This window comes from Mycobacterium sp. TH-M15 (genome assembly GCF_057473705.1).
Window position 1 is genome coordinate 1 of sequence record NZ_JBYCLB010000524.1, and the last position, 5,933, is coordinate 5,933.

8 protein-coding genes are annotated in these 5,933 nt (G+C 71.2%); 5 read left to right on the plus strand and 3 right to left on the minus strand.

The genetic code is table 11. The features are described from left to right. Positions 1-298: 298 nt before the first annotated feature. The 5 genes from napA to AC2VNT_RS12805 all read left to right on the plus strand — a co-directional run bounded on the left by napA (position 299) and on the right by AC2VNT_RS12805 (position 3,647). Positions 299-604, plus strand: a complete 306-nt coding sequence (gene napA / locus AC2VNT_RS12785; RefSeq protein WP_486947216.1) for a nucleoid-associated protein NapA — start codon at positions 299-301, stop codon at positions 602-604. A gap of 61 nt (positions 605-665) precedes the next feature. Then, positions 666-1,124 carry a LytR C-terminal domain-containing protein gene (locus AC2VNT_RS12790; protein WP_486947217.1) on the plus strand — a complete coding sequence of 153 codons (459 nt, stop codon included), beginning with the start codon at positions 666-668 and terminating at the stop codon, positions 1,122-1,124. Between the two features lie 27 nt (positions 1,125-1,151). Then, positions 1,152-1,859, plus strand: a complete 708-nt coding sequence (sodC, locus tag AC2VNT_RS12795) for a superoxide dismutase[Cu-Zn] (RefSeq protein WP_486947218.1) — start codon at positions 1,152-1,154, stop codon at positions 1,857-1,859. Continuing rightward, the gene (locus AC2VNT_RS12800) at positions 1,816-2,991 is read left to right on the plus strand and encodes a glutamate--cysteine ligase (RefSeq protein ID WP_486947219.1); all 1,176 of its coding nucleotides are present in this window, start codon (positions 1,816-1,818) and stop codon (positions 2,989-2,991) included. The genes sodC and AC2VNT_RS12800 overlap by 44 nt, the downstream gene beginning before the upstream one ends. Positions 2,992-3,005: 14 nt before the next feature. Then, complete coding sequence (locus AC2VNT_RS12805; RefSeq protein ID WP_486947223.1) at positions 3,006-3,647, plus strand: LON peptidase substrate-binding domain-containing protein; 642 nt, start codon at positions 3,006-3,008, stop codon at positions 3,645-3,647. 10 nt (positions 3,648-3,657) lie between these two features. On the opposite strand, the gene AC2VNT_RS12810 is transcribed toward AC2VNT_RS12805, so the two are convergent. From AC2VNT_RS12810 to AC2VNT_RS12820, 3 genes are all read right to left on the minus strand, one after another. After that, positions 3,658-4,218, minus strand: a complete 561-nt coding sequence (locus AC2VNT_RS12810) for a hypothetical protein (RefSeq protein WP_486947220.1) — start codon at positions 4,216-4,218, stop codon at positions 3,658-3,660. Positions 4,219-4,237: 19 nt separating this feature from the next. Continuing rightward, complete coding sequence (locus AC2VNT_RS12815; RefSeq protein ID WP_486947221.1) at positions 4,238-4,750, minus strand: nitroreductase/quinone reductase family protein; 513 nt, start codon at positions 4,748-4,750, stop codon at positions 4,238-4,240. A gap of 9 nt (positions 4,751-4,759) precedes the next feature. Further along, on the minus strand, positions 4,760-5,933 hold a 1,174-nt coding region (locus tag AC2VNT_RS12820; protein WP_486947222.1), incomplete at its 5' end, for an AAA family ATPase.

Below are 5,933 nucleotides of genomic sequence, written 5' to 3' on the forward strand. Positions count from 1 at the left end.
AATTACCGGAGTTTCCGCAGCTCAACCCGACCCCCACAAATACCGCGACTACGAACTGGCCTGCGCCGCAACCGCCGCATAACTGCGAAACTCAAGATAGTACAAACGGCTGTTTCTGCACATGGGGGCGTGCTCCGGTTCGTCACAAGGCACGACCAACCACATCACCGGCCCGACTCGCGGGGCCGGGTAACCGAACCACAGTTACAGGCGTGGTTCAATATTCGCCGGAACACGCCGACGCACAGCATTCGCAGCAGGTTGTTCGAGAGTTCTCCGAAAGGGTCGAGGAAGCGATATGGACGGCGCCATGGCGCACGCTAATCGAGGGGACGACTCGCAGACCGCCGATGGGCTCACCCGCCGTGAACACGACATCCTGGCGTTCGAGCGGCAGTGGTGGAAGTACGCCGGGGCCAAGGAGGAGGCCATCAAGGAGCTGTTCTCCATGTCGGCCACCCGCTACTACCAGGTGCTCAACGCCCTGGTCGACCGGCCGGAGGCGCTGGCCGCCGACCCGATGCTGGTCAAGCGGCTGCGCCGGCTGCGGGCCAGCCGGCAGAAGGCGCGTGCGGCCCGCCGCCTCGGCTTCGACGTCCCCTGAGCGCGGCCGGCTCGCGGCGCGTTTTCGGGTTGCCGCCCGTCGCTTGGATACAGTGGTCGCAATGAACGAGCACATCCCCGACTCCTCCGGGCTCCCGCTGCGGGCCATGGTGATGGTGCTGTTGTTCCTCGGGGTGGCTTTCCTGCTGATCGGGTTTCAGGCGATGGGGTCGGGCCGGAGCGTCGACGACGCGGCGATGCACACGGCGGTCACCACGACCGCGCCGTCGCCGAAGCCCAAGCCGGTGGAGAAGCCCGACGTGCGGGTGTACAACATCTCCGAGGAGGCGGGGGTCGCCGCCCGCACCGCCGGCCAGCTGCGCGACGCCGGCTGGACCGTCACCGAGGTCGACAACCTGGAGTTCCCGGGCATCACCGCGACCACCGTGTACTTCGGCGAGCGCCCCGGTGAGCAGGACGCGGCCACCGCGGTCGGCAAGCTGCTGGACGCCCCGGTGGAGCCGCGGCTTCCCGAGTTGGCTGACCAGGCGCCCGGTGTCATCGTGCTGGTCACCCCGTGAGCCCGGTCTCAAGCTAGGCTGCTCCCTATGGTTACGCCGATCAGCACCGCCCGTCGCCGCGCCGTCGCGGCCGCCGCCCTGTTCGCCGCCTCGGCCGTGCTGGCAGGCGGCTGCACCCCGAACCAGCGGCCGTCGACCGCGCCGGGAACCACCCCGGCGATCTGGACCGGCTCACCGGCACCGCAGGGGCCGGTGGAGCCCGCCGGCCCGGGCGCCCCGGGCAGCCTGATCGCCCGCCTGACCACGCCGGACGGCACCGAGGTGGCCACCGCCACCTTCGACTTCAGCCAGGGCTACGCAACGGTCACCGTGCAGACCACCGGGTCGGGGAACCTCGCCCCCGGCTTCCACGGCCTGCACATCCACTCGATCGGCAAGTGTGAGGCCGACTCGGTCGCCCCCGCCGGTGGCGAGCCGGGGAATTTCCTGTCGGCGGGCGGGCATTTCCAGGCACCGGGCCACAGCGGGCACCCGCAGAGCGGCGATCTGACCTCGTTGCAGGTGCGCCAGGACGGCAGTGGGCTGTTGGTGACCACTACCGACGCGTTCACCCGGGCCGACCTGTTGGCCGGGACGAAGACCGCGCTCATCATCCACGCCGAGGACGACAATTTCGGCAACATCCCTGCGGACCGTTACTCGCAGGTCAACGGCACGCCCGGCGCCGACCAGACCACGCTGACCACAGGCGATGCCGGTAAACGGGTGGCCTGCGGTGTCATCGAGTCCGGCTAGCAGGCCCGCTACCAACGGCGTCGCCCACATCGACTTCGCCGGCTCCGCCGCGCCAACGCTCGGTGTGGAATGGGAGTTCGCGCTGGTCGACGCGGAGACCCGCGACCTGGCCAACGAGGCGGCAGCGGTCTTCGCCGACCTCGGCGAGAACCCACGGGTGCACAAAGAACTGCTGCGCAACACCGTCGAACTGGTCAGCGGCGTCTGCGACAGCACGCCGCAGGTCATCGACGACCTGCGGCAGACCCTGGACGCCACCCGACAGATCGTGCACAACCGGGGCATGGAGCTGTTCGGTGCCGGCGCCCATCCGTTCGCCCAGTGGTCGGCGCAGAAACTCACCGACTCGCCGCGCTACGCCGAACTGATCAAACGCACCCAGTGGTGGGGTCGGCAGATGCTGATCTGGGGGGTGCACGTGCACGTCGGGCTCTCCTCCGCGGCGAAGGTGATGCCGATCATGACATCGCTGCTGCGGTACTACCCGCACCTGTTGGCGCTGTCGGCGTCGTCGCCGTGGTGGGGCGGCCAGGACACCGGCTACGCCAGCAACCGGGCGATGATGTTCCAGCAGCTGCCCACCGCCGGGTTGCCGTTCCACTTCCAGACCTGGCAGCAGTTCGAAGGGTTCGTGCACGACCAGAAGAAGACCGGGATCATCGACCACATCAACGAGATCCGCTGGGACATCCGGCCGTCGCCGCATCTGGGCACCCTGGAGGTGCGGGTCTGCGACGGGGTGTCCAATCTGCGGGAACTCGCTGCGCTGGTGGCGCTGACGCATTGCCTGGTCGTCGACCTGGACCGCCGGCTGGACGCCGGTGAGACGCTGCCGACCATGCCGCCCTGGCATGTCCAGGAGAACAAGTGGCGGGCGGCGCGCTACGGCCTGGACGCGGTGATCATCCTGGACGCGCAGAGCAACGAGCGGTTGGTCACCGACGACCTCGACGATCTGCTCACCCGGCTGCAGCCGGTCGCCGAGCGGCTGGACTGCGCCGACGAATTGGCCGCGGTGCGCGGCATCTACGCTTCCGATGCGTCCTACCAGCGTCAGCGCCGGGTGGCCGAGGAGCACGACGGCGACCTGCGCGCGGTGGTGGATTCGCTCGTCGCCGAGTTGGACGGCTAGCCGTGCCGCTGCCGATGTTCCCGCTGGAATGGGTGCTGTTGCCCAGCGAGGAGCTCTCGCTGCGCATCTTCGAGCTGCGCTACACCACGCTGGTGAGCGAGCTGATGCGCCGCCCCGACCCCGGCGACCGGCGGTTCGGGGTGGTGCTGATCTCCCGGGGCCGCGAGGTGGGCGGCGGCGAGCAGCGCTGCGACGTCGGGGTGATGGCGACCATCGCCCGGTGCAGCGAACTCGGCGGCGGGCGCTACCTGCTGCGCTGCGACGTCGGCGAGCGGATCCGGGTGCGCGAGTGGCTGCCGGACGACCCGTACCCGCGGGCGCTGGCCGAGTACTGGCCCGACGAGCCCGGCGAGCCGGTGAGCGACCGGCAGCTCCGGGACATCGAGCACCGGATCATCGCGCTGCTGGAACGGATCGCGGTGGCGCGCGGCGCCCGGTTCCTGCCCGGCGGTGACGCGCTGCTGGGCCGGCGGCGGCGCAGACTGGCCGCGCTGGAACCCGGGCGGCGGCTGTACACGCTCGCCGCTCGGGTTCCGATGGGCGAGGCGGACCGCTACGCGGTGCTGGCGGCGCCGTCGGTGGCCGATCGGCTGGCGGCGCTGCACGAGGCGGTGGACAGCGTCACCGCGATGATGGACTTCCAGCTCTCCGAGTGATCGGCGGTGATCAGCCGGGCAGGATGTCCAGCCGGCCGGCGATCCGTTCCACGTTGGTCGAGATGCGCCGCGTCGCCGCCATGCTCCGGTAGGCGACGACCAGGCCGAACAGCGCCACCGCGCCGTAGCTGGCCAGCCGGTCCGGGCGGGCGGTGAAGTCGGGCCGCGCGAGCGCGAACAGCGCCAGCACGGCGACCGCCAGCATGATCCAGGCGAGCTTGAACTGCCGCTCCAGCTGCGCCGGCCGCTTGTTGCGCAGGTAGGCCAGGCCGAGCCGGACCGTCGCGTACTGGACGGCGGGGTCGGCCGGGATGCCGCCTCGGGTCACCGCGACGATGGCCTGCTCGCGCTGGTCGGGTCCGAGCTCGGCCAGCGCCGCGATGGCCTCCCGGTGGCTGGCCTGGCCCTGGTAGCCGAGCATCGCCCCGAGCAGGAGACCGAAGGCGAGCGCCCCGCCGACCATGTGCAGCAGGTCGACGTCGCCGGGCGGCAGCAGCGTCTCGACCACCAGCCACAGCGCGGCGCCGTAACCGGCCAACCGGATGAACCGCAGCCACGGCCGCTGCAGCATCGCCCGAATGCGCACCGGGTTACCGCCGGGTCAGTGAGAAGACCCGCACGTCGCGGTGGGACCGGTCGCGGAAGACGTCGAAGTTGCGGGCGTAGTCACCGAACATCCGCAGGATCCGGTCGCGCTCCATGCCGATCACCCGGGTCGCGATCACCGGTATCTCCTCGCCGCCGATCGTCACCCAGGCGTTCGGGTCGTTGAGCAGGTTCGTCGACCAGGCCGGGTGCTTGACCTGACCGAAGTTCACCCCCACCAGGAACAGCCGGTCGTCCTCACGCATGTAGGCCAGCGGTGTCTCGCGCCGCTGCCCGGACTTGTGGCCGGTGGTGGTCAGCAGCAGCAGCGGCGCCCCGATCGGGCCGAAGATGGTCAGCAGCCCGTCGCTGTGTTCGAGCAGCCAGCGGTCCACCGGGGTCAGCTGGCGGATGATGAACGCACCCACCCGGGAACTGATGAACGCTTCGACCGGGCGGCGCAGCAGCGGGCCGGGATCCCTGCCCCAACGCACCTCCGGAAACGCCTCGCCAGCCACGGTTCAAACCTACCGTTCCGCGGCGAAGGCGCGCAGCGAATCCACCTGCGCTGCGTCCAGCGACGGGCGCACGGTCTGCCGGGCCGCGGCGACGTCGGCGGCGGTGACGTCGGCGGCGTCGACCGACCGCCGCATCGCGGTCAGCGCCGCCTCGCGCAGCAGCGCGACGCAGTCGGCGGCGCTGTAGCCGTCCAGTTCGGCTGCCAGCGCGTCGATGTCGACGTCGTCGTGCAACGGCACCGATTCTCCGGCCACCCGCAGGATCTCCCGGCGGGCGGCGGCGTCCGGTGGGTCGACGAAGACGAGTTTCTCCAGCCGGCCCGGCCGCAGCAGGGCCGGGTCGACGAGTTCGGGCCGGTTGGTGGCGCCGACCACCACCACGTCGCGCAGCGGGTCGACGCCGTCGAGCTCGGTCAGCAGCGCCGCCACCACCCGGTCGGTCACCCCGGAGTCGGTGCTCTGGCCGCGCCGCGGCGCCAGCGCGTCGATTTCGTCGAGGAACACCAGCGACGGCGCGGAGTCGCGGGCCCGATGGAACAGCTCGCGGACCGCCTTCTCCGAGCTGCCCACCCACTTGTCCATCAGCTCGGCGCCCTTGACGGCGTGCACGCTGACCCGTCCGGTGCTGGCCAGCGCGCGCACCACGAAGGTCTTGCCGCAGCCGGGCGGCCCGTAGAGCAGCACGCCGTGCGGCGGGTCGATGCCCAGCCGGGAGAAGGTGTCCGGGCGTTGCAGCGGCCACAGCACCGCCTCGGTCAGCGCCTGCTTGGTCGCCACCATGTCGCCGACGTCGTCGAGGGTGACCGAGCCGACGGAGATCTCGGCGGCGGCGGACCGGGAGAGCGGCCGGATGACGCTCAGCGCCCCGGCCAGATCGTCCTGGGTGAGCGTCGGGGCCGTGCTGCCGCCGCTGGCCCGCGACGCCGCCCGCAGCGCGGCCTCGCGGATCAGGGCCGCCAGATCCGCGGCGACGAACCCGGGTGTGCGGTCGGCGATCTCGGCCAGGTCAAGCTTCTTGGCCGGCACCGACTTGAGCAGCGCTTTCAGCAGGTCCGCGCGGATCGCGGCGTCGGGGAGGCTGAGCCGCAGCTCCCGGTCGCACAGGTCGGGCGCCCGCAGCCGGGTGTCCAGCCGGTCCGGCAGCGCCGAGGTGGCGACGAACGCCACCCCGCTGGTGGCCACC